General features: G+C 72.5%; 14 protein-coding genes and 1 pseudogene. 10 read left to right on the top strand and 5 right to left on the bottom strand.

What is annotated here, in order from left to right; genetic code table 11:
• Positions 1–28 precede the first annotated feature (28 nt).
• Positions 29–2,506: a SpoIIE family protein phosphatase gene (locus ADL01_RS36610; protein WP_053746372.1), complete on the bottom strand. Its 2,478-nt coding sequence runs from the start codon at positions 2,504–2,506 to the stop codon at positions 29–31.
• Positions 2,507–2,678: 172 nt separating this feature from the next.
• Here ADL01_RS36610 and lanKC point away from each other — a divergent pair, with 172 nt between their 5' ends.
• The 4 genes from lanKC to ADL01_RS36590 all read left to right on the top strand — a co-directional run bounded on the left by lanKC (position 2,679) and on the right by ADL01_RS36590 (position 9,198).
• Positions 2,679–5,321, top strand: a complete 2,643-nt coding sequence (gene lanKC / locus ADL01_RS36605) for a class III lanthionine synthetase LanKC (RefSeq protein ID WP_053746385.1) — start codon at positions 2,679–2,681, stop codon at positions 5,319–5,321.
• 59 nt (positions 5,322–5,380) lie between these two features.
• Positions 5,381–5,497 carry a SapB/AmfS family lanthipeptide gene (locus ADL01_RS36600; protein ID WP_053746371.1) on the top strand — a complete coding sequence of 39 codons (117 nt, stop codon included), beginning with the start codon at positions 5,381–5,383 and terminating at the stop codon, positions 5,495–5,497.
• 88 nt (positions 5,498–5,585) lie between these two features.
• The gene (locus tag ADL01_RS36595; RefSeq protein ID WP_053746370.1) at positions 5,586–7,313 is read left to right on the top strand and encodes an ABC transporter ATP-binding protein; all 1,728 of its coding nucleotides are present in this window, start codon (positions 5,586–5,588) and stop codon (positions 7,311–7,313) included.
• The gene (locus ADL01_RS36590; protein ID WP_063783633.1) at positions 7,300–9,198 is read left to right on the top strand and encodes an ATP-binding cassette domain-containing protein; all 1,899 of its coding nucleotides are present in this window, start codon (positions 7,300–7,302) and stop codon (positions 9,196–9,198) included. Before ADL01_RS36595 ends, ADL01_RS36590 begins: the two co-directional genes overlap by 14 nt.
• Here the strand turns inward: ADL01_RS36590 and ADL01_RS46960 are convergent.
• Positions 9,124–9,414, bottom strand: a pseudogene (locus ADL01_RS46960) (LuxR C-terminal-related transcriptional regulator); the annotation flags it as partial. The gene ADL01_RS36590 and the pseudogene ADL01_RS46960 sit on opposite strands and share 75 nt — an antisense overlap.
• A gap of 559 nt (positions 9,415–9,973) precedes the next feature.
• Between ADL01_RS46960 and ADL01_RS36585 the strand changes: the two are divergent.
• The gene (locus ADL01_RS36585) at positions 9,974–12,130 is read left to right on the top strand and encodes a SpoIIE family protein phosphatase (RefSeq protein ID WP_053746369.1); all 2,157 of its coding nucleotides are present in this window, start codon (positions 9,974–9,976) and stop codon (positions 12,128–12,130) included.
• Between the two features lie 83 nt (positions 12,131–12,213).
• Here the strand turns inward: ADL01_RS36585 and ADL01_RS36580 are convergent, their stop codons facing one another.
• The gene (locus tag ADL01_RS36580; protein WP_053746368.1) at positions 12,214–13,692 is read right to left on the bottom strand and encodes a S1 family peptidase; all 1,479 of its coding nucleotides are present in this window, start codon (positions 13,690–13,692) and stop codon (positions 12,214–12,216) included.
• A gap of 975 nt (positions 13,693–14,667) precedes the next feature.
• Between ADL01_RS36580 and ADL01_RS36575 the strand changes: the two genes are divergently transcribed.
• From ADL01_RS36575 to ADL01_RS36560, 4 genes are all read left to right on the top strand, one after another.
• The gene (locus tag ADL01_RS36575) at positions 14,668–14,886 is read left to right on the top strand and encodes a hypothetical protein (RefSeq protein ID WP_053746367.1); all 219 of its coding nucleotides are present in this window, start codon (positions 14,668–14,670) and stop codon (positions 14,884–14,886) included.
• A 156-nt stretch (positions 14,887–15,042) separates the two neighbouring features.
• Positions 15,043–15,849: an HlyD family efflux transporter periplasmic adaptor subunit gene (locus ADL01_RS36570; RefSeq protein ID WP_053746366.1), complete on the top strand. Its 807-nt coding sequence runs from the start codon at positions 15,043–15,045 to the stop codon at positions 15,847–15,849.
• Positions 15,850–15,950: 101 nt separating this feature from the next.
• A complete protein-coding gene (locus tag ADL01_RS36565; protein ID WP_420719775.1) occupies positions 15,951–18,068 on the top strand; it encodes an NHLP family bacteriocin export ABC transporter peptidase/permease/ATPase subunit in 2,118 nt (705 codons plus the stop codon).
• 1 nt (position 18,069) lies between these two features.
• On the top strand, positions 18,070–20,886 hold the full coding sequence (locus tag ADL01_RS36560; protein ID WP_053746364.1) for an NHLP bacteriocin export ABC transporter permease/ATPase subunit: 2,817 nt from the start codon (positions 18,070–18,072) through the stop codon (positions 20,884–20,886).
• 31 nt (positions 20,887–20,917) lie between these two features.
• Here ADL01_RS36560 and ADL01_RS36555 read toward each other — a convergent pair whose 3' ends face one another.
• Both ADL01_RS36555 and ADL01_RS36550 read right to left on the bottom strand, forming a co-directional pair.
• Positions 20,918–21,451 carry a hypothetical protein gene (locus ADL01_RS36555; protein WP_234354915.1) on the bottom strand — a complete coding sequence of 178 codons (534 nt, stop codon included), beginning with the start codon at positions 21,449–21,451 and terminating at the stop codon, positions 20,918–20,920.
• A gap of 158 nt (positions 21,452–21,609) precedes the next feature.
• Positions 21,610–22,044 (bottom strand): protease inhibitor, encoded by a 435-nt coding sequence (locus ADL01_RS36550; protein ID WP_053746363.1) that lies wholly within the window; start codon positions 22,042–22,044, stop codon positions 21,610–21,612.
• A 398-nt stretch (positions 22,045–22,442) separates the two neighbouring features.
• Here ADL01_RS36550 and ADL01_RS36545 point away from each other — a divergent pair, with 398 nt between their 5' ends.
• On the top strand, positions 22,443–23,138 hold the full coding sequence (locus ADL01_RS36545; protein WP_053746362.1) for an alpha/beta fold hydrolase: 696 nt from the start codon (positions 22,443–22,445) through the stop codon (positions 23,136–23,138).
• Positions 23,139–23,373 lie beyond the last annotated feature (235 nt).

Genomic DNA, 23,373 nt, shown 5'->3' with positions numbered 1-23,373 from the left:
ACCGGTGCCGGAGCCCGCCGGCCTGTCCTCAGAGCTCCAGCGCGATCTCGCTCCACACCTGTTTGCCGCCGCTGACCGGGACGGTTCCCCAGGCCGCAGACATGGCCTCGACGAGCAGGATGCCCCGGCCGCCGGTGGCCTCCCAGCCGATGTTCGTCGGTCTGACGGGGGTGCGGGGCGAGTTGTCCGCGACGGCGACGCGCAGCCGGCCGTTGAAGACGGTGAGGTCGAGACGGACCTGGCCGCCGGTGTGCACGAGGGCGTTGGTGACCAGTTCGGAGACGACGAGGAGCACGGTGTCCATGTTCTCCTGAAGGCCCGCCTCGCCCGCGAGCGCCCAGGTGCGCAGCGTGCGCCGGCTGAAGCGGCGGGCGTGCCGGACGGCCTCGGGCACCCGCCAGACGGTCCAGCTCTCGCGCAGCGGGCGCCGTTCCATGGCGTCGTAGCGCAGCAGGAGCAGGGCGACGTCGTCGTTGCGGTTGGCGCCCGCGAGGAGGGCGTCGGCGACCAGGCCGAGGTGGGCGGGGTCGGCGGCGGCGAGGTTGTCCGCGAGGGCGTCGAGGCCGTCCTCCACGTCGATCTGCGCGGATTCCACGAGGCCGTCGGTGGTGAGGGCGAGCAGGGTGCCGGGCTGGAGACGCAGCGGGCTCATCGGGTAGTCGGCCCGGGCCAGCACGCCGAGCGGCGGGCCCACCTCGGACTCGGTGATCTCGGTGGTGCCGTCGGGGTTGCGGACGACCGGGGGGATGTGGCCGGCGCGGACGTACCAGGCGGTGCCCTCCTCCATGTCGACGTCGACATAGCAGCAGGTGGCGAAGAGGTCGGTCTCCATGTCGATGAGGAGACGGTTGGCGTGGGAGACGACGACGTCCGGCGGGTGGCCCTCGACGGCGTAGGCGCGCAGGGCGGTGCGCATCTGGCCCATGAGGGTGGCGGCGCCCGCGTTGTGGCCCTGGACGTCGCCGATGACGAGGGCGACGTGGTTGTCGGGCAGCGGGATCACGTCGTACCAGTCGCCGCCGACCTCCAGGCCCTCGGTGGTGGGGAGGTAGCGGGCCTCGGCGACCCCGCCGGGCAGTTTGGGCAGGCGGCGGGGCAGCAGGGTGCGCTGGAGCATGCCGACGAGTTCGTGTTCGGCGTCGAAGGCGTGGGCGCGGGTCAGGGCCTGGCCCGCGAGGCCGGCGGCGGCGGTGAGCAGGGCGCGTTCGTCGGTGCCGAACTCGTGCGGGGTGTCCCAGCCGATCAGGCAGATACCGGCCGTCCGGCCGCCGGCGGGCAGCGGCAGCACGGCGAGACCGCCGGGGCCGACGCCTTCGAGCGCGGGTTCGGTCTCGGTGCCGGCGGGCCAGATGGCGGCGCGGCCCTCGCGCAGGGCGGCGGCCAGTGTGGGCATGGAGCGGACGGGCGACTCGGGCCACTCGGAGCGCCATTCGAGGCGCCACGACTCGGGCCAGGACTCGGGGTCGGGCGGGTCGAGGACGGTGACCACGAGCCGGTCGTTCTCCAGTTCGGCCAGGGCGATCCGGTCGGCCCGCAGCGGCTTGCGCAGTGCGGTGACGACGGCCTGGCTGACGTCTCGGACGGTCCCGGCGGTGGCCAGGGCGGCGGCGAGGCGCTGGACGCGGGCCACGTCGGTGACGCCGGAGCGCGGGGTGGAGGCGTCGCCTACCGTGCCCACCAGCCGGGCGGGGCGGCCGTCCCCGACGTTCATGAGCCGCCCGCGCAGTCGCAGCCATCTCGGTGGGCCGGAGGGCTGGACGACCCGGAACTCCAGTTCGCGTTCGCCGATGGACATGTGGTCGGCCTCGACGACGGACATCAGGGAGGGCAGGTCCTCGGGCACGGTGAGGCCGAGCAGGGTCTCGACCCTGCCGTCGAAGTCGGCGCGGTCGAGTGCGAACAGGGCGAGGAGTTCGTCGCCGACCTCGACGCGTCCGCTGTCCATGGCGAGGCTGAAGGCGTTGGCGGGCAGTTCGGCGAGATCCGAGACGGTGGGCGGGGCGGGCCACGCGACGGCGTCGGCGAACAGTGCGAGGCAGTCGCGGGCGCCGTCGTCGAAGCCGCCCGGTCGCTCCGTGACCGCGAGGAGACAGCCGCCGTCCCCGACCGCCGCCCCGGCGCGGACCGGCAGTGCCGCCAGATGGACGGCGCCGGCGGGCATCCGCCGGGACTCGGCGCAGTCGGCGAGTTCGTCCGGGCCGAGCCATACGGGCCGTCCGGTGCGGTGGGCGTCGGCGGCGGGCGAGCCTGCGGCCACGGGATAGCCGTCGCGCAGGCCGTACAGCGTGCGGGGCACCCCGGCCGACTCGACGAGACACAGCACGTCACCGGTGTCGGCCGGGGTGTAGACGCCGGCGACGCTCGCACCGGCGAAGACAAGTGTCTGTTCGAGGATGCGGCGGAGGCGCTCGCGGGGGTCGAGATCGAGGGTGAGCGACTTGAGGGCAAGTTCGGCACGCGCCGTTGTCGTTCCTCGTCCCGCGTCCTCACTGACCACGTTCGTCATTACAGCGCGTATGGGGCTCCGGCGCAGCCCCTGACGTGCCACGGCGTCCGCAGCACCGGCCCGGCGCCCCGCTCGAACGTATGCGTTCCGCACAGTCGTCTCGTGACAGCCGTGACTGTCGGGGCCCGTCCACCGGCTGGAAGGCTCGGTGCCAGACATCGAGGAGGTGGGCATGGACCAGCGGTACGAGGTGTACGCGCTCGCCGACCGGCATTTCTACGAGACGCCCGACCGGCTGTCCGCACCGGGTGAGTCCGCTCCCCTGTTCGAGACCGCCGGCCGGGCGGTGCCGGAGGGCTGGCGGGCCGGGCGGATCGGCGACTGGCTGGCGCTGACGCCGCTCGGTCCGGACGGCGCCCCGCTGCCCGGACCGACCCAGGGCTGGAAGGTGCATGCCTCGGCCACCCGGGCGAACGCCGAGCGGATCGCGGCGACAGTGTGGGACTACTGCGTGCCGCGCGGCATTCCGTTCAAGTTCCTGCCGGGCCCGCATTTGCTGCATCTGCGCAACACCAAGTACGCGGGCCGGGACGGCAGCGGCAAGTTCGTGACGGTCTACCCGGCCGACGAGGCCCAGCTGCACCAGGTGCTGACCGAGCTGGGCGCGCTCCTGGAGGGCTGCGAGGGGCCGTACATCCTCACCGATCTGCGCTGGCAGGACGGACCGCTGTACGTGCGCTACGGGGCGTTCGCGCGCTCCTTCGTCGTCGACGAGCGCGGCTCGCTCGTACCGGCGGTGCGCGACGGCGAGGGGCGGCTGGTGCCGGACCGGCGCGCGCCGTCCTTCCAGGTGCCGGAGTGGGTGCGGCTGCCCGCGTTCCTGGAGGCGCAGCTCGCGGCCCGCAACGCGACGACGGTCTCCGACCTGCCGTACCGCATCGAGAAGGCACTGCACTTCTCCAACGGCGGCGGTGTGTACGTCGGCACCGACACGCGCGACGGGCGCCGGGTCGTCCTCAAGGAGGGGCGGCCGCACGCGGGCCTCGCGGCCGACGGCGCCGACGCGGTCACCCGGCTGGAGCGTGAGCGGGCGGCGCTGGAGCGGGTGGCGGGGCTCGGGACGGTTCCCGAGGTGCGCGACTGGTTCACGCTCGGGGACCACCGTTTCCTCGTCATGGACTTCATCGAGGGGCGCCCCCTCAACTCCTTCTTCGCCGAACGCCACCCGCTGCTCACCCACGACCCGGATCCGGCGGCGGTGGCCGCCTACACACGGTGGGCGCTGCGTATCCACCGCGCGGTCGAGGAGACCCTCGAGGCGGTGCACGCGCGCGGGATCGTCTTCAACGACCTGCACATCTTCAACATCATGGTCGCGCCCGACGAGGAGTCGGTGTCCCTGGTCGACTTCGAGGCGGCGGCACCGGCCGAGGAGCGGGGCCGCCAGGTCGTCGCCCACCCCGGGTTCTTCGCCCCGCCCGACCGCAGGGGCACGGACGTCGACCGGTACGCGCTGGCGTGTCTGCGGCTGTCGCTCTTCATGCCGCTGACCACCCTGTTCGTGGTGGACCGCGGCAAGGCGGCGCACCTGGCCGAGGTGATCGCCGGGCAGTTCCCGGACGTACCGGCCGAGTTCCTCGCCGAAGCGGTCGCCGAGATCACCCGTGACGTGTCCGAGCAAGGAGTCGGGCGCCCCGCGCCTTCGCTGCCGGCGGCTCCCGTCGAACCCGCCGACTGGCCCTACAGCCGCGACTCGATGGTGAAGGCGATCCTCGCCTCCGCCACCCCCGACCGCGACGACCGGCTCTTCCCCGGCGACATCACCCAGTTCTCCGACGGCGGCGGACTCGGGCTCGCGCACGGCGCGGCCGGGGTGCTGTACGCGCTGGCCCAGGCGGGCGCCGAGCGGTACGAGGAGGGCGAACGCTGGCTGCTGGCCCACACCGACCCGGTGCCGGTGGGCACGCCGCTGGGGCTGTACGACGGTCTCGCGGGCGTCGCCCATGTCCTCGACCTGCTCGGGCACCGCACCCGCGCGCTGGACCTGATCGACCTGGTCCTCCGGGAGAAGTGGCACAAGCTCTCCTCGGACCTGCGGGGCGGCCTCGCCGGGCTCGGTCTGGTCCTCGGCCGGCTGGCGCGGACGACCGGGGAGCCGGAGCTGGCCGCGCGGGCCCAGGACGTCACGGACATCCTGGTGAGCCGCCTGGCCGAGCCGCTCCCCGACCCGAAGAAGCGCCGCGCCGGGCTTTTACGGGGCGCGAGCGGGCCCGCGCTGCTGTTCCTTCGCCAGTACGAGGTGACAGGCGACCCCGCACTGCTCGACGCGGCCGGCACCGCGCTGCGCCGGGACCTGGACGGCTGTGTCGTCCAGCGGGGCGGCGGTCTCGAGGTCGACGAGGGGTGGCGGACCATGCCGTACCTCGCGGAGGGCAGCGTGGGGATCGGCCTGGTCCTCGACGACTACCTGGCGCTCGGCGCGGCCGAGAAGCGAACCACGGCCCACGCCGACCGGCGCGCGGACTTCGAGCAGGCCCGGGAGCGGATCCTGACCTCCGCCGCCTCTCGTTTCTACGCACAGCCCGGTCTGTTCCAGGGCAGGGCCGGCATGATCCTGCACCTCGCCCGCACCGGCGCCCCCGAGGCGCGGTGGCGGGAACAGATCGCGGGGCTCGGCTGGTACGCGATGTCGTACCAGGGCCAACTGGCCTTCCCCGGGCACCAGATGATGAGGCTCTCCATGGACCTGGGCACCGGGACGGCGGGCTGTCTGCTCGCACTCGGCGCGGCCCTCGACGAGAGCGCCTCCACCGCTCTGCCCTTCCTCCCGCCGCTGCGGCGGCCCCATGACGCGGCTCCCTCCGTGGAGTCGTGACGCGACACCCGTCCCCACAAAAGAACCCGGGTCACCGGGCTCAACCGAAAGGAATCGACATGGCACTGCTCGACCTTCAGACGATGGAGTCCGACGAGACCGCCCACACGGGCGGCAACAGCACGCTGAGCCTGCTCTCCTGCGTGAGCGCGGCCAGCGTCGCCCTCTGTCTCTGAGGATCTCCAGCGTGTACGCCGGGCGGTCCCTCCCACTCGTGGGGGGCCGCCCGGCGGTCGGTCACCCCCCGTCGGAGGGACCACCCGAATGACGACAGCCACCCGCGACCGGCCAGCCCCGACCGGGGACACCGCCTCGCCGCTGCGAGCGACCGTCCGCAGCACCGGGGGACGCTGCGCGGCCCTGTTCCTCACGGCCACGGCCTCCACGGGCCTGGGCCTGGCCCTGCCCCTCGCACTGGGGCGGGCCCTCGATCTGCTGCTGGCGCACCCCGGCAATTCCGGCGCCCTGCGCTGGGTTCTGTGGTGCGCCGCCCTCGTCCTGCTGCTCGCCGTGCTCGACGCCGTGGAGACCGTGCTGAGCGCGACCACGACGGCCCGCGCGACGGCTTCGCTGCGCCACCGGCTGACCGGGCACCTGCTCGCCGTGGGGCCACGGGCCGGGGAGCGCTTCGGGTCCGGTGAGCTGGTGGCCCGGCTGGTCGGCAACGCCGCGCAGGCCGGGACCGCGCCCGCCTCCCTGGCCGCGCTGCTGGCCGGGATCGCCGGACCGGTCGGTGCGGTGGTGGCGCTCGGTCTGCTCGACTGGTGGCTGGCCGCGGTGTTCCTCGCCGGGGCGCCGCTGCTGGCGCTGCTGCTGCGGTCCTTCACCCAGGACTCCGCACGGTGTGTGGCCGACTACCAGGAAGCCCAGGGACGTATCGCGCGCGGGCTCGCCGAGGCGATCGGCGGGGCCCGCACCATCGCCGCGTGCGCGACGGCGGACCGGGAGGCCGCCAGGATCCTGCGCCCACTGCCCGAACTCACCCGCGCCGGCCACCGGATGTGGCACGTCCAGGGACGCGCGGCGGCCCGGGCGGTCGCGCTGGCCCCTTTACTGCAACTGGGGGTCGTGGCGGTGGCCGGTGTCCTGCTGGTCCACGGCAGGCTGACGGTGGGCGAGATGCTCGCCGCCTCGCGGTACGCCGTCCTGGCGGCCGGGGTCGGTGTCCTGGTCGGGCAGCTGTCGGGGCTGGTCCGGGCCCGGGCGTCGGCCCAGCGCCTCGGCGAGGTGCTGGCCGAGCCGGCGACGCCGTACGGCAGCCGTCGGCTGCCGCCGGGGCGGGGCCGGCTGGAGCTGCGCCAAGTCACCGCCCGGCGCGGCGGACGGACCCTCCTGGACGGCGTCGACCTGGTCGTGCCCGAGGGCGGCACCCTCGCCGTGGTCGGCCGCTCCGGCGCCGGCAAGTCCCTCCTCGCGGCCCTCGCCGCCCGGCTGGCCGATCCCGACGAGGGAACCGTTCTCCTGGACGGCGTGCCGCTGCCCGAGCTGAACCACGACGAGCTGCGCCACGCGATCGGCTGCGCCTTCGAACGCCCCGCCCTGCTCGGCGACACCGTCGCGGACACGATCGGCTTCGGCGTCCGGCCGGCGCCGCCCGACCGGATCAGGGCCGGCGCCGTCGCCGCCCGCGCCGACGCGTTCGTACGCCGGCTGCCCGACGGCTACGCCACCCCCTGCCGGGCCGCGCCCCTGTCCGGGGGCGAGCGGCAGCGCCTGGGCCTCGCCCGGGTACTGGCCCGCGACAGCAGGCTGCTCGTCCTCGACGACGCGCTGTCCAGCCTCGACACCGTCACCGAACACCAGATCGTCGACGCCCTGCTGCACCACTCCTCCGGCGGCACCCGGGTCGTCGTCGCCCACCGTGTCTCCACGGCGGCCCGCGCGGACACGGTGGCCTGGCTGGACGGGGGACGGGTGCGGGCGGTGGGCACGCATGCGCGGCTGTGGCGGGAGAAGGGCTACCGGGAGGTGTTCGCGGATGCCGGAGGGTGAGCGCACCCGGCGCCGGCCGGCCGGGGGCGGCGGCCTCCGCGCGCGCGGGCTGCGGTTTCTGCGGGGGCAGCGGCGCGTGGTCGCGCGGCTCGCGCTGTGGTCCGTGCTGGAGAGCGCGCAGACCTTCCTCATGGGGTACGCCCTGGCCCGCGCCCTCGACGAGGGGTTCCTGCGGGGCCGGACCGGCGTCGGCCTCGGCTGGCTGGGGGTGGCCGTACTCGCGGTCGCCGTCGGGGCGTACGGCACCGGACGCGTGTACGGTGCGGTCGCCGCGCTCGTCGAACCGTTGCGGGACCGGCTCGTGGAGCGGGTGGTGGCGCGCGGGGTACGGGAGGCGGACGGCGGGGCGCTGTCCGCGTTGACCCAGCAGGTGGAGATCGCCCGGGACACCTTCGCGGGGGTGGTCATGGTGTCGCGTTCCTTCGTGTTCACGGCCGGGGGCGCGCTGATCGGGCTGGCCTCCCTGGCGCCGCCCCTGCTGCTGGTGGTCGCTCCCCCGCTGGTCGCCGGTGTGGGCCTCTTCGCGGCGAGCATGCGCCCGCTGGCCCGCCGCCAGGAAACGTTCCTGGTCGCCGACGAAGCGCTCGCCGACCGGTTCGGGGACGTCTGCGCGGGGCTGCGGGACGTGACCGCGGGTGGCGCGGAGGAGCGGGTGGCGGCCGACGTCGGTGCGCGGGTCGAGGCCGAGCTGCGGGCGGCCCGCTCACTGGCGTACTGGGGGGTGCCGCGCGTGGCGTCGATCGCCGTCGGCGGCCAGCTCCCGGTGGTTCTGCTGCTGCTGAGCGCCCCCTGGCTGCTGCGCAGCGGTGTCACACCCGGGGCGCTGGTCGGCGCGCTCGCCTACGTCACCCAGTCCCTGCTGCCCGCCCTGCAGAACCTGGTCCACGGCATGGGCACCAGCGGCTCCCGGCTCGCGGTGGTCCTGCGCCGCCTGACGGCGGCCGGTCCGGCGGCGGACCAGGGCGGCGGCGGCCCGGACGCCCGCCCCGTCCACCCCCACCCCGGCCCGTCCGCCCTCACCGTCTCCGGCCTCACCTTCGCCTATGGCCCCGCCTGTGAGCCCGTCCTCGACCACCTCACCCTCAGCGTGCCCCCGGGCACCCGGCTCGCCGTCGTCGGCCCCAGTGGCATCGGCAAGTCCACCCTCGTCTCGCTGGCCGCCGGTCTCCTCGATGCCCAGGACGGTGCGATCCGGCTGTGCGGGCATCCGGTGCCCGGCGCCGCGGCCCACGCGCACCGGGTCGTCATCCCGCAGGAGGCGTACGTGTTCAGCGGGACGTTCGCCGAGAACCTGGGCTGTCTGCGGCCGGATCCCGTGCCCGAGAGCGAACTGCTGGCCGCCGCCGAGGCGGTCGGGCTCACCGCGCTCCTCGACCGGCACGGCGGCCCGGGGGGCCTGGTCGACCCGGCCGCGCTGTCGGCCGGCGAACGGCAGCTGATCGCGCTGACCCGGGCGTTCCTCTCGTACGCCTGTGTGGCGTTCCTCGACGAGGCGACCTGCCATCTGGACCCGGAGGCGGAGGAACGCGCCGAGCGCGCCTTCGCCTCGAAGGCCGGCACCACCCTGGTCGTGGTCGCGCACCGGATCGCCTCGGCGCGCCGCGCGGACCGTGTCCTCGTCATGGACGGCCGGGAGTGCGCGTACGGAACGCACGACGAACTGCTGGAGCGCTCCCCCCTGTACCGCGACTTGGTGGGCAGCTGGTCGGCGACGCCGCCGGCCGGGTCACAGCCAGCCCTCGCCCTGCGAGATACGGATGGCGTCAACGCGGTTGCGGGCCCCGGTCTTACGGGTGATGGCCGCCATGTAGTTGCGCACGGTCCCGTGGGACAGGTGCAGGCTGCCGGCGATCTCCGCGACGGACGCCCCGTCCGCGGCGAGTGACAGGACGCTCAGCTCACGCCGGGTGAGCGGGATCTGCGTGGCTCTGAGGAAACCGAAGCCCAGCGAGTCGTCGACGAAACGTTTCCCCAACGCGACGCTCCGGATGGCGGACAGCAGCCGCTCCGGCGCTCCCTCCCTGTCCTTGTCGACGTAGCCCAGCGCACCCGCCTCCGCCGCCCGCTTCAGCAGGCCCGGTCTGCCGGCGCCGGCCAGCACCAGCAGCCGCGGGGCGTGCGTGCCCTTCCCGCGGCCCCGTAACTCGCCCAGCGGAGGTAAGCCGTAGGAGTCCAGACTCTCCAGATCGGCCGCGCACACATCGGGCCGCAGCGACCTCGCCCTTGCCCCGGCACTGCGCCAGCAGGCGTCGGACACTCCCAGGTCGGGTTCTCTGCGCAGCCACTCCGCCAGGGCCGTCCGCACCAGACTCGCGTCGTGCACCAGAAGCACTCGGATCACTGCCGCTCCTTCACTCTCATCAGCCTGGTTCACCGCTGTCGCGTGTGCCCCCTCCTTCGACCCTCCCCACTTCCGGCGAATCAAGGTCGTGCAGAACTGGCCAAGAGGAAGTGCGGGGGCGCACTCAAGGGGCTCCCGCACCGGGCCCGCGCTCCAACCACAGGGGCTTGAGTCGGTGCGAAGGGGGTATTCGATGAGGTTCCCTCCCGCCGGGAGTGTTTCCGCCCGGGCGGAACGGTGGGCCGCTCGCCGTGCGCGAAGGCCCGAGTGGACAGAGCCTTGACTCGGAAGCACCCGGCCCGGTGAGGAGGCGGTCCCGATGGCAGACGGACGGGCCTCCGCGCACGAGCAGCCGGAGGGAGAGGCCCGTCCGGGCTCGGTCGGGAAGCCACTGCTGTCGCTGGCGCTCGCCCGGATGATGGAGGAGGTCCGCGCCCTCGCGGGCGGGGTCTACCTGCTGGAGCCCGGCGGGTCGGTGCTGGAAATGGCCGTCATGGCGGGACTGCCCCGGGCGTTCGCGGCGCCCTGGGAGCGGGTCGGGCTCGGCGCGCCGGTTCCCGTCGCCGAGGCGGCGCGCGAGCGGCGGTTCGTGTGGGTGAGCGGCGAGGAGGACATGGCCCGGCGCTTCCCACGGGTCGCCGTGGTACTGCCCTACCCCTTCGCGCTGGCCGCCGTACCGGTGGCGACACCGTCGACGGTGTACGGATCGGTCTTCGTGACCTGGCCCGGTTCACATCCGCCGGAGCTGTCGGACCGGGAGCGCGAGCAGCTCCGCGCGGCCTGCGACCGGCTGGCGCTGCGCCTGGAGCGGGCCGCCGCCGCGCGCCGTCCGCTGCCGCCCGAGGCGGATCTGCTGGCCACCTCGCCCGAGACGCCGACCGCCGACACCCTCGGCACGGCCGAGGCGGCGCGGATGGTGTCACGGCTGCCGTACGGGCTGTGCTCCCTCGATCTGCACGGGCGGGTCTGCTTCGTCAACGCGGCGGGCACGGAGCTGCTGGGGGTCCCCTCGGGCACGCTGCTGGGTTCCCAGTTGTGGGTCTCGGTGCCCTGGCTCGATGATCCGGTGTACGAGGACCGCTACCGCGCCGCGCTGTTCAGCCTTCAGGTCACCTCGTTCGTGGCGCTGCGCCCGCCCGGCGACTGGCTCTCGTTCCAGCTGTATCCGAGCACGACCGGGCTGAGTGTCCGGATCACCCGCGCGCGGGCCGCGGCCGACCTGGAACGCGCGGGGCGCAGGCCGGGCGGCCCGTCCAGCCTGGTCACGATCTCGCAGGTGCTGTCCCTGGCGGGGGCGCTCACCGAAGCGGCGGGCGTCCAGGACGTCGTCCAGCTGGTCGCGGACGAGATCATGCCGGCGGCGGGCTGCCAGACGCTGGTGCTGCTGGGCTCGCGCGGCGGACGGATGCGCGTGGTGGGGCATCGCGGGTACGCCGACGCGCAGCTGGTGGAGCGGTTCGACGGGCTGCCGCTGACCGGGCAGACCCCGGGCGTCCAGGTCCTCACCACGGGTGTTCCCGCCTTCTTCGAGTCCAGGGGTGAGCTGGAGCAGGCGTATCCGGTCGTGCGGGAGATGCCCAGTCAGATGGCGGCGTGGGCGTTTCTCCCGCTCATCGCGTCCGGACGTCCGGTGGGGACCTGCGTGCTGGGCTACGCCGAACGGCACGCGTTCCCCGCCGACGAGCGCGCCGTCCTGACCAGTCTCGGCGGCCTGATCGCCCAGGCCCTGGAGCGGGCCCTGCTGTACGACGCCACGCACCGGGTCGCGCACGGCCTCCAGGCCGCCCTGCTGCCCAGCTCCCTGCCGTCGCTGCCCGGCATCGAGGCCGCCGCGCGCTATCTGCCCGCCACCCAGGGCATGGACATCGGCGGCGACTTCTACGACCTGGTGTCCTCGCACGGGCGGGCCTCGGCGGTGATCGGGGACGTCCAGGGGCACAACGTGACGGCCGCCGGCCTGATGGGCCAGATCCGTACGGCCGTACGGGCATACACGACCGTCGGCCAGGCTCCGGAGGAGGTGATGAGCAGCACCAACCGGCTGCTGATCGACCTCGGCTCCGAGTTGTTCGCGAGCTGTCTGTATCTGCGGCTCGATCCGGGCGCCGGCCGGGCCGTGCTGGCCCGTGCGGGTCATCCGCAGCCGCTGCTGAGAAGCCCGGACGGGCAGGTGCGGGTGCTCGACGTGGCCGGGGGTCCCCTGCTGGGGATCGACGCCTCGGCCACGTATCCGGCGACCGAGGTCGAGCTGCCGCCGGGCAGTGTCCTCGCCCTGTACACCGACGGGCTGATCGAGTCGCCGGGCGTCGACATCGACGAGACGCTGGCCGCCCTGGGCCGGCGGCTCGCGGAGACCGGGGACCGGCCGCTGGACGAACTGGCCGACGGGCTGGTCGAGTTCGGCTCCGGGGTGACCGACCGGGTGGACGACATCGCGCTGCTTCTGCTGAGGGCGCGGGCGCGCGCGGAGCGCTGACGGCCGCGCACGCAGAACGGCCCGGCCCTCCCGCCGGAGGGCCGGACCGCGTCTTGGTCGGCCGGTACTACTGGTGCGGCCGGTCAGTGCTTCTGGTTGTTCCCGAGGCCGGTGCCGTCGTCGGCGGCGTTACCCGCGTCGTCGGCGTTGCCGTTGCCCGCGGCGTTGCCGGCCTGGTCGTCGACACCGCCGAGCTTGTCGCCGCCGACCTCTTCACCGAGTCCGGCCTCCTGACCAGCACCGGCTTCCTGGCCCGCACCGGCCTCCTGACCGGCACCGGCTTCCTGGCCCGCACCGGCCTCCTGACCGGCGCCCGCCTCCTGACCGGCACCCGCCTCCTGACCCGCACCCGCCTCCTGACCGGCACCGGCCTCCTGGCCCGCACCGGCGTTCTGGCCCGCGCCGGCCTCGTCGCCGGCACCCGCACCCGCGCCGGCGCCCGCGTCGCCCGCGCCGAGGGTCGCGCCGACGGCCGCCAGGGCCGTGGTGACCGGCTGGAAGAAGGTCTCGCCGCCGACCGTGCAGTCTCCGCTGCCGCCCGAGGTCAGACCGATCGCACCGCCGTCCTTGGTGAACAGCGAGCCGCCGCTGTCGCCGGGCTCGGCGCAGACGTTGGTCTGGATGAGGCCGGTGACCGTGCCCTCGGGGTAGTTCACGGTGGCGTCGAGGCCGGTGACCTCGCCGTCGTTGAGGCCCGTCGTGGAGCCCATGCGGAAGACCTGCTGGCCGACCGCGGCCTCGGCGGCCTTGAGGATGTCGACGGTCTGGCCGTTGCCGATGTCGACGGTGCTGGCCGCCACGGTCGCCGGGTCGTCGTACTTCACGAGTGCGAAGTCGCCGTCGCCCGGGAAGGTGGCAGCCTCGACCGTGGCGATGGGCTGGCCGTTCTGCGCGTCCGCCCACTCCTTCTCGGCGACACCGCAGTGACCGGCGGTCAGGAAGCCGGGCGTGCCGTCCCCGGTCACCACGTTGAAGCCGAGGGAGCAGCGGGCGTCGCCACCGAAGATGGCGTCGCCGCCCTCCACCAAGGGCTTGAAGGTGCCCTGGGTCTTCTTGATGGCTGCCATGCCCGAGCCGAGGCTCTTGACGGTCGACTCGACCGTGTCCCACTTGGCGCCGGTGACCGTGCTGTCGGCGGTGACCTGGATCTTGTTGGTCCGGGGGTCGAGGGCCCAGGCAGTGCCCGGGATCGTCGCCTTGGCCTTCAGCGTCTGCGCGCCGGCCTTGAGCTCGGCGATGCTGTTGTCGACCTCGTGAACAGCGGCCCCGGCCTTCCTGGCCTGGAGGAGGACGTTGTCGTTGCCGCCCCCGACGACGTTGATGACCAGCTGCTGCTTGTCGGCTTCGTAGTACGAGCCCGCGAAGGCGTCCCCGAGCAACTGCCGCATCTGCGAGGCGAGATCCGAGGCATCCGCCGCCCTCAGGGTCTTCGGAGCCGCGCCGTCCGGAGTGTCGGTCTGGGACGCCATGGCGTTGGGCAGCAGCAGGGCCGCCGCTCCGATCGCCGCGACACTGCCCACCGCTATCGCGGCCTTGCGCTTCGGAACTCGCTTGTGACTCAACTTCTTGACCTCCTGCGGGGCGGGGTCTCAGCCGCCGAACGTTCATCGGCGACCGAGTGGGGCGCCTGGATGGCTCTAGGTACGGGCGGGCCGCGTGGGGCGTTCAGATTGTTTGCCAACTCCCTTTGCGAAACAGCGAATCGGCCATTGCCAACACCTGACGAACGCCGCCGGGAACAATCACCCATATGGCGATGACGCCCGCCGAAGCAGACACGATCCTTTCCGCCTGTTTCGCGCCCCGGGTGGCTCGATCCCGGCTTCTCGGCCGCGGAACCGGGCGAGCAGCGCGCGCTGACGCGAATGCCCTGGTCGACGCGGTGGGCACGGGAGGGCGGAGCGCTGTCGGGACAGGCTCCGACGGCCGCCGCGCACACCTCGACCGTGATCGAGGGGGCGGCGGCACACGGAACCTCCGCCCCCATGACGACCGTCCGGCAATCCACGACTTTCCAGTGGACGGTGACCGGATCCGAGCACGCTCACCGACGCACGGACGACACCTTCCGTAGCCGCCTCATGGCGCTGCGTCGGTCAAAGCGATACGAATCCCGGCTCCAGCGAATCTGCACAGCGAATACGCAGCCAGGTCACGTCGCGCGACCGTTCCGCACATCTGCTCGTTACACGCCACGTCTTTGGTGGCGGACTGTCCGATTCAGGCGCACACACCTGTCCGGCGCGCGCACCGGACCACAAGAGCCTGGCTGCACCGAAACCGTGAGGGCTGTGAAGAAGTCGCCGCCAAGACGTGCGCACGCCCTCACTCTGTGGGGCCGCTGGGCCTCAAATGCCCTGGTGGGGCGGTTGGTTGATTGGAAGCGCGCGGCGCGGCCGTGCTTTGATCCATCGCATCGCAAGGGCCGCTGAGGTCTTGGAAACGAGCCTGAGCAGCCCTGCGGTCGCGGCCGTCATCTGTCCCCAGAGGGGGCCGCTCCCCCCTTGTGAAAACCCCCTATGAAGGGAAGTTCCCCCATGAACTCCATCCCCCAGGTTGAGACCGCCGAGCTGTCGGACGCCGCTCTCGACGCCGTCTCCGGCGGTCTGTCCCTGAACGCCGTCGGCACCGCCACGAACCTGGTGGACAGCGTTGCCCCCGCCGCGCTCCCGCTGGTCGGCACGGTCGTCGGCACCGTTGAGGGCCTCACCGGCCTGAACACCGGTGCGATCACCAACACGGTCGCCGGTCTCTGATCGACGCCTGACGCCGCTGAGTCCCGGAACCGGTTCACGGTTCCGGGACTCTCCGGTTCCACAAACCGGCCGGCCCTTCGCGGGCAGGTCTCCTTACACAGGTCCTCTTACACAGGTCCTCTTATGCAGGTCCTCTTATGCAGGTGAGGAAAGCCCGTGCAGTTTCGCCAACAGGCCCTCGCCAAGCTCCAGTCGGCCGAAGAGCTGGATCTTCCGGTGCGTTTCGCACGCCCGCAGGGCTGGCTGGTCCTCTCGGTCACGGTCGTCGTGATGGCCGCCGCGTCCGTGTGGGCGGTCATCGGGTCCGTCTCGTCGACGGTCAGCGCGCCCGCCATCCTCACGCATGGGGAGGGCAGTTACGTCCTGCAGAGCCCCGTCTCCGGCCAGATCACCGCGGTCCTCGCCGAGGAGGGCGCCCGGCTGCCCGCCAACTCGCCTGTGCTGAAGGTCCGTACGGCCTCCGGGGACTCGGTGGTCCGCTCGGTCGCCGCAGGCCGGCTCACCGCGCTCGCCGCCACCATCGGCCAGATCGTCAGTACGGGCACGAACATCGCGGCCATCGAGAAGGTCGCCAGCGCGAGCGACCCGCTGTACGCGACGGTGTACGTCCCGGCGGAGAGCGCCGCCACGATTCCCGCGAACGCGGCCGTCGACCTGACCGTCCAGACCGCGCCCACCCAGCAGTACGGGGTGCTGCGCGGCCGGGTGAAGTCGGTGGACCGGGCCGCCCAGACGCAACAGCAGATCGGCGCGTTCCTCGGTGACAGTCAACTGGGCGAGCAGTTCACCAAGAAGGGCCGTCCGGTCGCCGTACTCGTGAAACTGGACAAGTCGTCGGCCACGAAGAGCGGTTACCGGTGGTCCTCCGCCGACGGGCCGCCGTTCCGGCTCACCTCCATGACCCTGGCCTCGGGCTCCATCCGGCTGGCCGACCAGCGTCCCGTCGATTGGCTGCTGCCGTGAGTGGCGCACACAACTCCCGGTCCGGGCGCCGCTCGGCCCCGCCCCGGCGTACGGTTCCCAAGGGCAGCGGCACGTCCGTGCGCACGCCGACCGTGCTCCAGATGGAGGCCGTGGAGTGCGGCGCCGCCTCGCTCGCCATGGTCCTCGGGCACTTCGGACGGCACATTCCCCTCGAAGAGCTGCGCATCGCCTGCGGTGTGTCGCGGGACGGCTCGCGCGCCAGCAACCTCCTGAAGGCGGCGCGGAGTTACGGCCTGACGGCCAAGGGCATGCAGATGGACACGGCGGCGCTCGCCGAGGTGAACGCGCCCGCGATCCTGTTCTGGGAGTTCAACCACTATGTCGTCCTCGACGGCATGGGGCGCCGCTTCGGACGACGCGGGGTACACATCAACGACCCCGGCAAGGGCCGCCGGTTCGTGCCGATGGAGGACTTCGACTCCAGTTTCACCGGCGTCGTCCTCGTCATGGAACCGGGCCCCGACTTCGAGCGCGGCGGGCGCAAGCCGGGCGTCCTGGGTGCCATGCCGGCCCGGCTGCGCGGTACGTCGGGCACGATGCCCGCCGCGATCCTGGCGAGTCTGCTGCTGGTGGCGGTGGGTGCCGCGATGCCCGCGCTCAGCCGCACCTACATCGACACGTTCCTGATCGGCGGCCAGACCTCCATGCTGGAGGTGCTGTTCGCGTCGATGGGCGCGTGCGTGGCGCTCACCGTCGTGCTGACCTGGCTGCAACAGGCGAACCTGCTGCACGGCCGCATCATCTCCTCGACGCTGAGCAGCGCCCGCTTCCTGCGCCATCTGCTGCGCCTGCCGGTCACCTTCTTCTCCCAGCGCAGCCCGGCCGACCTGGTCCAGCGCCTCCAGTCGAACGACGCGGTGTCCGAGACACTGGCCCGCGACCTCGCGGCGGCGGGCGTCGACGCGATCGTCGTCGTGCTGTACGCCGTACTCCTCTATACCTACGACCCGCAGCTGACGGCCGTCGGTATCGGGGTCGCGCTGCTCAACATCGTGGCCATGCGGGTGGTGATCCGGCTGCGTGCGACCCGTACCGCGAAACTGCGCGCGGACAACGCCCGGTTGACCAACACCGCTTATTCCGGGCTTCAGTTGATCGAGACGATGAAGGCTACCGGCGGCGAGGAGGGCTACTTCCGCAAGTGGGCCGGGCAACACGCGACCACACTGGAGGAGCAGCAGCGGCTCGGGGTGCCGAGTGCCTGGCTGGGGGTGGTCGCGCCGACGCTCGCGACGCTGAACAGCGCGCTGATCCTGTGGATCGGCGGGATGCGGGCCGTCGAGGGCCATATATCCGTGGGTCTGCTGGTGGCCTTCCAGGCCCTGGTCGTGCGGTTCACCGCGCCGCTGACCCGGCTCAACGGTGTGGCGGGCCGGATCCAGGACTTCGCGGCGGACGTGGCCCGGCTCAAGGACGTCGAGAACTTCCAGGCGGATCCGCTGTACGCGCGCCCGGGCGGCGGCGACTCGACTCGCCGGCTGCACGGCCACGTGGAGCTCCAGGACATCACCTTCGGTTACAGCCCGCTCGACAAGCCTCTGCTGTCCGGCTTCGACCTCACGGTGGGTCCGGGGCAGCAGGTGGCGCTGGTCGGCGGCTCGGGCAGCGGCAAGTCGACTGTCTCCAGGCTGATTTCGGGCCTGTACGCGCCCTGGGAGGGTGTCATCCGGATCGACGGACAGCGGCTGGAGGACATTCCGCGCGGCGCGCTGGCGGCCTCGGTGTCCTTCGTCGACCAGGACGTGTTCCTCTTCGAGGGCAGCGTCCGCGACAACGTGGCGTTGTGGGACCCGTCGATCCCGGACGAGTCGGTGGTGGCGGCGCTTGAGGACGCGGCGCTGTACGACGTCATCACGCGCCGGCCGGGCGGTATCCACAGCCGGGTCGAGCAGGACGGACGGAACTTCTCCGGGGGGCAGCGTCAACGCCTGGAGATAGCGCGGGCGTTGGTGCGCAACCCCAGCATTCTCGTCCTCGACGAGGTGACCAGCGCGCTGGACGCGGAGACCGAGCAGACCGTGATCGACAACCTGCGCAAGCGCGGCTGTGCCTGTGTGGTGATCGCGCACCGGCTGAGCACCGTGCGCGACAGTGACGAGATCGTCGTACTCCAGCACGGCACGATCGTGGAACGCGGGCGGCACGACGCCCTGGTGGCGGCCGGTGGGGCGTACGCCGAGCTGGTCAGGGAGCGATGAGATGACGACCGTATCCGAGGGCGATGTCGTCCTGAGCGCGCTCGGCGGGCTGGGGACGCGTTTCGACCTGTCCGGGCAGGGCCGTCTCGATCTCGAGGGCCCGCAGGTGCTGTGGCTGGTCGCGGCCGGCGCGCTGGACCTGTTCGCGGTGGACGCCGTGGAACAGGGGCAGTGGCACCACATCGGCCGGCTGGAGGCGGGCGCGCTGCTGCTGGGCCCGGTCACCGGCCCGCAGCACACGCTGGTCGCCCGTCCGGTGCGCGACTGTGTGGTGCACCGCATCGGTCTGCGCGAGCTGTACCAGTCGCCGGGCACGGAGACCTGGTCGTACGACGAGTACGGCAACGCCCAGTACGTGCCACCGGCGACCAGCCCGCTGGAGTACGCCCTCGCCCTGGGCGTCGGACGCGGGCTGTCGATCCTCTTCCAGGCGCCGATGGCCTCGGAGCGGGCCGCCGCGCCGACCGACGACGACGTGTTCTGGATGCAGGTCCCGCCGGGCAGCCTGCAGTACGGCTCGCTGTACGGCGCGGAGGCCGCCGCCGATCTGCTGATGGACCCCGGGGTCTGGCAGGGCATGGTCGACCAGCAGTACCGGCTGCTCGCCACCCTCGACCGGTGGATCGAGCAGCTGGAACGCAGCCACGAGACCCGTACGGCGGCCGGCATCAAGGCGGGCGAGGCCGTCCGGGCCCAGGCCGACCGGACCCTGCTGGCGTCGATCGGCAAGCCGTCGGCGAAGCGCACGACCGCCGCCGACACCGACGCGACGTACGCGGCCTGCAAGCTGGTGGCCCAGGCTGCCGGGATCACGCTCGCCGAGCCCGCGCAGAGCGGCACCGAGAGCGACCGGCTCGACCCGGTCGAACGGATCGCGCTCGCCTCCCGCGTCCGCACCCGGGCCGTCCGGCTCGACGGGCGCTGGTGGCACGACAACGTCGGGCCGCTGATCGGCCATCGCAGTCTGTCGGGCGCACCGGTGGCGCTGCTGTGGCGACGCGGCGGCTATGTGGCCCTGCAACCGTCGTCGGGACGTGAGACGCCGGTGGAGAAGGCGAACGCGGCGGAGTTCGAGGAACGGGCGGTGATGTTCTACCGCCCGCTGCCCGAACGGGGCATGACCCCGCTGCGGCTGCTCCGGTTCAGCATGGGCGGCAGCCGGGGCGATGTGGTGAACCTGCTGCTCAGCAGCCTGGTGACGATCGCCATCGGCGCGCTGGTGCCGGTCGCGACGGGCAAGGTGCTCGGCGAGTTCGTGCCGACGGCGCAGACGACGCTGATCGCGCGGTTCTGTCTCGCCGTGATGATCAGCAGCGTGGTGGCGGCGGCCTTCACCCTGCTGCAGAACCTCACCCTGCTCCGGATGGAGGGCCGGATCGAGGCGACGCTCCAACCGGCGGTCTGGGACCGGCTGTTGCGGCTGCCGACGAAGTTCTTCACCGAACGCTCGACCGGCGAGCTGGCGAGTGCGGCGATGGGCATCAGTGCGATTCGCAAGCTGCTGGCGGGAGTTGCCCCAGTCGTCACCCAGTCGGTCACGATCGCGGCGATGAACCTGGGCCTGCTCCTCTATTACAGCGTCCCGATGGCGCTGGCGGCGGTCGGCATGCTCGTGGTGATCGCCGCCGTGTTCCTGGCGCTCGGGCTGTGGCAGGTGCGCTGGCAGCGGCGGCTGATCGTGCTCTCCAACAAGCTGAACAACCAGGCCTTCCAGACCCTGCGCGGCCTGCCCAAGCTGCGGGTCGCGGCGGCCGAGAACTACGCGTACGCGGCCTGGGCGGGCGAGTTCGCGCGCAGCCGCGAGCTGCAACAGAAGGTCGGCCGCATCAAGAACCTCACCACGGTGCTGGGCTCGGTGTACCTGCCGGTCTGCACCCTGCTGATGTTCATGCTGCTCGCGGGTCCGGCACGCGGCTCGATGTCGGCGGCGGCCTTCCTCACCTTCAACACCTCGGTGACGATGCTGCTGACCTCCGTCACCCAGCTGACCGGCGCCTTCGTCTCCGGCGTGGCCGCGCTCCCGCTGTACGAGGAGATCAAGCCGGTGCTGGAGGCGACCCCGGAGGTACGCGTCGCCAGCACCCGGCCCGGCGTGCTGACCGGCGCGATCGAGGCCCGCCGGCTGTCCTTCCGCTACACGGAGGACGGCCCGCTCGTCCTCGACGACGTGTCCTTCCAGGTGCGGGCGGGCGAGTTCGTGGCGATCGTCGGCCCCAGCGGCTGCGGCAAGTCGACGCTGCTGCGCCTGCTGATCGGCTTCGACAAACCCGTATCGGGCAGTGTGCTGTACGACGGTCAGGACCTCGGCGCCCTCGACCAGTCGGCCGTACGCCGCCAGTGCGGTGTCGTCCTCCAGCACGCCCAGCCGATGACGGGTTCCATCCTGGACGTCATCTGCGGCACCGAGCCGTACACACCGGAGGAGGCGATGGCCGCCGCCGCGATGGCGGGCCTCGCCGAGGACATCGAGCGAATGCCGATGGGCCTGCACACCATCGTCCAGGGCAGCGGCGCGATCTCGGGCGGCCAGCGGCAGCGGCTGATGATCGCGCAGGCACTGATCCGCAGGCCGCGCATCCTCTTCTTCGACGAGGCGACCAGCGCCCTCGACAACGAGACCCAGCGCACGGTCATCGAGAGCACCCGTGCGCTGAACGCCACCCGGATCGTGATCGCCCACCGTCTGTCGACGGTGCTGGACGCGGATCGGGTGATCGTGATGGAGGACGGCAAAGTCGCCCAGCAGGGTCCCCCGGCCCAGCTGCTGGCGGACACGGGCGGACGGCTGCACGAGCTGGTGCGCCGACAGCTGGCGTAGGGAAGCCGGGCGGGGAAGGGGCGGTGTCGGGTCAGGGCGGCGCCGGTGCGCCCCGCCACAGCTGTGGGACGTGGCCGTCAGCGGCGTACATCTGTGTCGCCAGTACCCGTAGGGCCGCCGCGAAGAGTGACGGGTGGCGCAGGAACTCCAGGTGGATGCCGGGGAACTCCACCCAGGGCGCACCGATCCGGCGGGCGATCTCGACCGACGGCCGGGCGCAGTACGTGCCCCGGTCGTCCGCGCCGGCGGCCAGGACGATGGGGAACGGTGCCGACCGCAACGCCGCCTCGTCGGGGTGGAAGGCGGCGAAGCCGGGCCATTCATGGCCGAAGAGGTGGTCGGCGTTACCGAGGAACCGTTCCCACAGGTCGGCGGGCCAGCGGTAGGAGCCCTCGCCACGCGTCGTCTCGGCGAAGCGGCGGCCCGCCGCCGGGGCGCCGCCCGCCTCGTACCGGGCTGCCATCGGGCGGCCCCGGGGTGCAGCCTCCACCGTCTGCTGTACGCCTCGGGCCTGCTTCGACGCTTCCCGCCCGTCGCCCGCATCCCCGAATAGGGGCCCGCTCACTCGCTCGCCCCCTCCCCCACACACGCCAATGGGCCGGCCGGTGGCCCCACACCACCGACCGGCCCCGCTGCGAGATCACGCGAACCCGCGGCACAGGGTTTGGCTCTCCCCATCCGCGAGCGCCCTGCGATGCCTACGGGAGCACGCGACCCCGGTCCCTAGAACGCGAAGACGGTCGCCCCGTAGGCGCTCTTCACGCACTCGTTCGCGAAAGTCCGCTCGTAGGCGACCCGCTGTCCCCGCCACACGCCCTCGACGGTGACCACCACAGGGTCGTACTTCTTGGTGCACTTCACGCCACCCTGCACCGCCAGGGCATCGAAGTCCCCGCCGACGGCGCGGAGTTCGGCACAGGCCTCGGGCGCCGCAGGGTGCGTGCCCGAGGCCGTCGGCGCGCAGGTCAGAGTGACGGCACGCTCGGGGGTGACGGCGGCCGCGGTGTCACCGTGTCCCATGGTGAGTACGAGGGCCGAGGGGGCGTAGAGCCCGGAGGCGACGGGAGCGGGGGCCGCGACGGCGGCCCCCGCGAGGGGGGCGCAGACGGCGGTGGCCGTCAGGGTCAGAGTCGCTGCCCAGCGCGCGGTGTTCGGCATTGTGTGCATCCTTCCGCTCAGTTCCAATATGCGAATCGAAGGTCAAACGGTCCGCATGGGTGCTCGATCCCAGCCGGTCGGGCCGGATCAGCGAGCGTGAGTCTGCCGAGTCCGGCGCCGAAACTCATCTCGACCCGGTGCGTTTCAGTAACCTTGCGTATTGAATCAGTGGCGCGAAGTGACACGACACGTAGGCGTGAAGCCCATAACAGAGCGGTTGTTGATCGCTCGGGTCGGCCTACTGGCCGAATCTGACTGCCTATTTAATCGGCCTGAAACATTCCGGATCGGCTGGGGAGGGTGGGTCGGCTGTCCTCCGGTGCGGTCGGCGCCGCGGGTGGTGGGGTCGAGGGGGCGCGCTCGGGGCGTTGTCAGACCGTCGCGTTATGTTGTCGGGCATGAGCGAAATCGTGTTGGTCGCCGGTGTGCGGCTCGGTGCCTGGGCGTGGGACGAGGTGGTGGTCGAGCTGCGTGCCGTCGGGCACGGGGTGCACCCGCTGACGTTGTCGGGGGTGGCGGAGCGGCGGGGCGAGCCGGCCGGGCAGCAGACCCATGTGCGGGACATCGTCGAGGAGGTCGAGCGCCTCGATCTGCGGGACGTCGTGCTCGTCGGGCACAGTTACGCGGGGATACCCGTCGGGCAGGCCGCCGAGCGGATCGGTGAGCGGCTGAGCCGGGTGGTGTTCGTCGACGCGAGTGTCCCGGCCGACGGGAGGTCGTTCCTGTGGGGCTGGGACAGTGCCGGGGTGGAGGCGTCGATCGCCGAGAACGGGGGCTTCTGGCCGACGCCGTCGGCGGACCACTTCGCGGGCCAGGGGCTCACCGACGAACAGATCGCGCGGATCGTGAGCGGCTCGACGCCCCATCCGGGGGCCACCCTCACCGAACCCGCTGTCCTGGCGGGCTCGGTGGGTGATCTCCCGGCGACCTACGTCAAGTGTCTGCTCGACGATCCGGAGCCGTCCGAGGATGTGGTGGAGCTGCTGAAGGGTGACCGGTGGGCGCTGGTCGAACTGGACACCGGGCACTGGCCGATGTTCTCGCGCCCCCGCGAACTGGCCGCGATCCTGCACGGGGCGGCGAGCGGCGCCTGACCAACGGGGATCGCCCCCGCCGCCCTTACCCGCCCCATCCCGGGGGCTGCCGCCCCCGGACCCCAGCGATCGGCCCTGAAAGGGCCTCGTCCTCAAACGCCGGACGGGCTGGGGGGCCGGGCCTGGGCTCGATAGATACGGCAAACGGATGGGCGGGTGGGAAACACGACCTGTGCTGGAGGAGTCTTGTCCTCAAACGCCGGACGGGCTGGGGGGGCCGGGCCTGGGCTTGATA

The sequence above is a fragment of the Streptomyces sp. NRRL WC-3618 genome, assembly GCF_001280005.1.
GTDB lineage: Bacteria > Actinomycetota > Actinomycetes > Streptomycetales > Streptomycetaceae > Streptomyces.
This window is presented reverse-complemented; position numbering and strand designations above follow the sequence as displayed.

Coding starts and splice junctions, on each gene's coding strand:
- ADL01_RS36610 (WP_053746372.1), bottom strand. CDS start 2,506: ATGACGAACGTGGTCAGTGAGGACGCGGGACGAGGAACGACAACGGCG.
- lanKC (WP_053746385.1), top strand. CDS start 2,679: ATGGACCAGCGGTACGAGGTGTACGCGCTCGCCGACCGGCATTTCTAC.
- ADL01_RS36600 (WP_053746371.1), top strand. CDS start 5,381: ATGGCACTGCTCGACCTTCAGACGATGGAGTCCGACGAGACCGCCCAC.
- ADL01_RS36595 (WP_053746370.1), top strand. CDS start 5,586: ATGACGACAGCCACCCGCGACCGGCCAGCCCCGACCGGGGACACCGCC.
- ADL01_RS36590 (WP_063783633.1), top strand. CDS start 7,300: ATGCCGGAGGGTGAGCGCACCCGGCGCCGGCCGGCCGGGGGCGGCGGC.
- ADL01_RS36585 (WP_053746369.1), top strand. CDS start 9,974: ATGGCAGACGGACGGGCCTCCGCGCACGAGCAGCCGGAGGGAGAGGCC.
- ADL01_RS36575 (WP_053746367.1), top strand. CDS start 14,668: ATGAACTCCATCCCCCAGGTTGAGACCGCCGAGCTGTCGGACGCCGCT.
- ADL01_RS36565 (WP_420719775.1), top strand. CDS start 15,951: ATGGAGGCCGTGGAGTGCGGCGCCGCCTCGCTCGCCATGGTCCTCGGG.
- ADL01_RS36560 (WP_053746364.1), top strand. CDS start 18,070: ATGACGACCGTATCCGAGGGCGATGTCGTCCTGAGCGCGCTCGGCGGG.
- ADL01_RS36550 (WP_053746363.1), bottom strand. CDS start 22,044: ATGCCGAACACCGCGCGCTGGGCAGCGACTCTGACCCTGACGGCCACC.
- ADL01_RS36545 (WP_053746362.1), top strand. CDS start 22,443: ATGAGCGAAATCGTGTTGGTCGCCGGTGTGCGGCTCGGTGCCTGGGCG.